Raw genomic sequence first — 311 nt, 5'->3', positions numbered from 1 at the left:
GGACACTCCTTGCTCGCGACCCAGGTCATCTCCCGGATCCGGGCCGCGTTCGACGTCGAGGTAACGGTCGGCGCATTGTTCGACACCCCGACGGTTGCTGATCTCGCAGTTGCCGTCAAGCGGGCCGCGATCGGGATCGAGGGAGAGGCCGACGATTTCGAGGAGTTCGAACTCTGATTGACCCAGCTTGGAAGGATCCTCGGCACGAACGCGGGGCGGCGGCGCCGCGCTTGACCACAACGCCGACGCTCCGGCCGCCACGGCTTGAGGCCCTGCGGGCCAGTTGTCACGCTGCTGTTCGACATCCGGAA

General features: G+C 66.2%; 1 protein-coding gene. It reads left to right on the top strand.

Features of this window, described 5'->3' with window-relative positions:
- Positions 1-9 precede the first annotated feature (9 nt).
- Positions 10-177, top strand: a complete 168-nt coding sequence (locus ACFP2T_RS12405) for a phosphopantetheine-binding protein (protein ID WP_377420947.1) — start codon at positions 10-12, stop codon at positions 175-177.
- The last annotated feature ends 134 nt before the right edge of the window (positions 178-311 follow it).

The organism is Plantactinospora solaniradicis, from assembly GCF_042658085.1.
Lineage (GTDB): Bacteria > Actinomycetota > Actinomycetes > Mycobacteriales > Micromonosporaceae > Plantactinospora > Plantactinospora solaniradicis.
This window is presented reverse-complemented; position numbering and strand designations above follow the sequence as displayed.